This window comes from Megasphaera sp. DJF_B143 (genome assembly GCF_900320625.1).
Taxonomy (GTDB): Bacteria; Bacillota; Negativicutes; order Veillonellales; family Megasphaeraceae; genus Megasphaera; species Megasphaera hexanoica.
In genome coordinates this window covers 1-3,205 of record NZ_ONTA01000120.1, presented here as the reverse complement: position 1 = coordinate 3,205, position 3,205 = coordinate 1, and the positions used below count along the sequence as shown (strand labels likewise).

Genomic DNA, 3,205 nt, shown 5'->3' with positions numbered 1-3,205 from the left:
CGCTCTGCCAATGGCCATCATAATCACCGCCAGCAGAGTCATGAGAAAGACTGTCTTTAAACGGTTCATACTACTCTCCTCTATTCTAAAAAATCAAAAGTCAAAAGGTAAAATCCAAATTTACTATATTATAACAGAAAAAGTCATTCTGTCAATATGTTCGATTCATATTCTCTATGCATCACTATTCGGACAGGACGTGATTATTATAGCGGCGGATGAGGACCGTATAATACCCTTCGCCGTCTTTTTTGTCATCGAGCCGGGTCACGATGGTAACATCATTCTGTATCCAGCGGATTTCTTTACTATTCTGGCTCGCTGGAAAGTCTTCCATATTGGAGTAAATCGTTGCCGACAGGCGGGCGTACATATCGCGGGCCGTCTTGCGGTTGGTCGTCCTGAAGTAATTTTCAAACGCCAGGACCCGTCCCGCCGGAGATCCATCAGCCGTATCGATAGACAGCCCTTCGATGACGGTAACGCCATCCTGGGTCACCGACCGTTCGGCTTTTTCCGTCGTGCCGTCACTTCCATAGAACGTCCAGTCGGGCAGGATAGAAAAATTGAGGGCAAAATCCTTTTTGGGCATCCCCAGGTACACCGTATTATACGCCGTCAGGGGATGTTCGCTGATTTCATCAATAGACAGATTATAATCAAAAGCCAGCGCACCGGCAGGTATATACATGGCGGCAGCCAGTACGGCCAGACGTGTCTTCCATTTCATAAGGAATTCCTCCTTCCTCATAGGCCATGGCATATGGCATTACGAATTTGCAGAGTCAAACGAAAATCCAATAAAACAGCCCCTGTACAATCGTGTAATCAATCAGATAAATCAGGCGCTGCAAGGGAATCAGGATGTAACTGAATACGGGTGTCGCCATGAGGACGATCAGCAAAAGGAAGCTGTACCGTTCCACACTGGCCAGGCGTATCGCCCATTCTGTCGGCAGAAAGACCGTGATAAGGCGCGACCCGTCCAGCGGCGGCAGGGGAATGAGATTGAAGATGCCGAAATTGATATTATAGATGATGATCAAATCCAGCACCAAATCCAGACTGCGCATGCGGATGCCGCTCCAGTACAGGATCATCCGTATGGCAAACATGACGAGGGCCAGGATGAAATTGGCAAAGGGTCCTGCCAGGGACACACAGATTTCCCCTTTCCGCCAGTTGCGGAAATTATTGGCATTGATCATGACCGGTTTGGCCCAGCCGAACTGGGCAACCAGCAGCATAATAAGGCCGATGGGATCGATGTGGGCAATGGGATTCAGCGTGAGCCTTCCCGTCATGCGCGGCGTAGAATCCCCCATTTTATCGGCTATCAGGGCATGGGCATATTCGTGGATGACAAGAGCCATGAGCAGCCCTGGTATAGCGGCAACGAGAGACAGTATATCGAAATGAAACATAATTTTCCTCCTCATAGATGAGTTGGCCAGAAACATATGGCCGTATACCTATCATAACAGAAAGAAGCAGGCCGGTAAAGGTCTGCTTCTTTACAACAAATAAGGGTACTGTTATGTTTCATGCTGTCCCGCGTCAGATACAACGGCGCGAACCCGCTGGCATGGGCCGCGTCGGCATACGGCGTCCGGACGCCTGATTCCAGTGTTGAAATTATATCACTCCCCGGCAGGAGACAGCAAGGCCGTTTAGAACAATGTGTCCGAATTGTGACAATGATGACCGGTTACTTGAGCAGCCGGCCTACGAGTTTCACGCAGTCCGCCGCATCCTTAGAATAACCGTCGGCACCGATTTCGTCGGCAAAACTGGGAGTTACAGCAGCCCCTCCGATGATGATTTTACCGTCATAATGGCGTTTGACGGCTTCGGCAATGACATCTTTCATGTGCATCATCGTCGTCGTCATGAGCGCCGACAGGCCGACGACAGCCGCTTTGGCCGACAGCGCTTTTTCAATGATGGCCGATGCCGGGACATCCTTGCCCAGGTCGATGACTTCATAGCCGTAGTTGCGCAGCATGAGGGCAACCAGATTTTTGCCTATATCGTGGACGTCGCCTTCTACGGTTGCCACGACGATGGTAGGCAGTTTTTCACTACTGCTGCGCTGTATCATCGGTTCCAGATGATGGATGGCCGTTTCCATGGCGGCTGCGCTGGCGATGAGCTGGGGCAGGAAATAATACTGGTCATTGTAGAGCTGGCCTACTGTATTGATGGCCGGGATGAGAAGCTGGTTGATGATGTCTTCCGGACCCGTCCCCTTGTGAAGTTCTTCTTCCGTACAGGAGATGATCGTGTCCTTTTCCCCGTTCAGGACGGCCTGGTATACGGGGTTCCCACTGACCGGAGAACCGGCCTGCTTTGTACTGCCTTCCGGCTGGGCGGAAGGACCCGCAGGGGGAACCGGCGGCTGATGCTGCCGCTTTTCCTCTTCTTTCTTTTCCACATAGCGGATGCGCCGGATATAGGCCAGATCACTGCCGGCACGGTTCATCAGCATGTTGGCTGCCGCAGCGGCATTCATGAGCAGGTCCTGTCCGGGATTGGCAATGGCCATGGTAAGTCCGCTGGCAATCGCCATGGACAAAAATGTCATATTGGCATAAATCCGTCCCGGAAGGCCGAAGGAAATGTTGGACAGACCGCAGACCGTCGGTATCTGCAATTCGTCGTGGCAGTAGCGGAACGTGGCCAGGCAGTCGAGAGCCGCCGTCGGCAGTGCCCCTACGGCACCGACGAGGCCATCGACGATTATGTCTTCCCGGGCAAGGCCGGCTGCTTCTGCCTGTTTGACAAGGGACCGGATAACGCCATGCTTTTCTTCAACCGATTTGGGAAGGCCGGCGTCCGATACGGGCAGGGCAATGAACATGGCCCCGTATTTTTTAGCCGCCTTCAGCAGGCGCTGACACTTTTTCCCCTCCAGAGAAATCGAATTGATGAGAGCCCGGCCGGGATAGATGCGCAGGGCCGCTTCAATGACTTCCGGGAAACTGGAGTCGATGCACAGGGGCAGCCCCGTAACAGCCGTCACTTCATAGACAGCCCGTATCATCATATCCTTTTCATCGATGCCATTGGTTCCCATGTTGATGTCGAGGACGGCGGCACCGTCTTTTTCCTGCTGCCGGGCAAAGGACCGGACCATGGCCATGCTGCCGGCGCGCAGTTCGGCCTGCAGTTTTTTCTTTCCCGTCGGATTGATGCGTTCACCAAT

General features: G+C 52.7%; 3 protein-coding genes. All 3 read right to left on the bottom strand.

Annotation, left to right across the window (positions count from 1 at the left end; translation table 11 throughout):
- Positions 1 to 184 precede the first annotated feature (184 nt).
- A complete protein-coding gene (locus tag DBO31_RS03595) occupies positions 185 to 730 on the bottom strand; it encodes a hypothetical protein (RefSeq protein WP_150824463.1) in 546 nt (181 codons plus the stop codon).
- A gap of 55 nt (positions 731 to 785) precedes the next feature.
- Positions 786 to 1,424 (bottom strand): site-2 protease family protein, encoded by a 639-nt coding sequence (locus tag DBO31_RS03590; protein WP_059075822.1) that lies wholly within the window; start codon positions 1,422 to 1,424, stop codon positions 786 to 788.
- A 284-nt stretch (positions 1,425 to 1,708) separates the two neighbouring features.
- The coding region (locus DBO31_RS03585; protein WP_159897747.1) for a dihydropteroate synthase at positions 1,709 to 3,205 on the bottom strand (1,497 nt) is incomplete at its 5' end.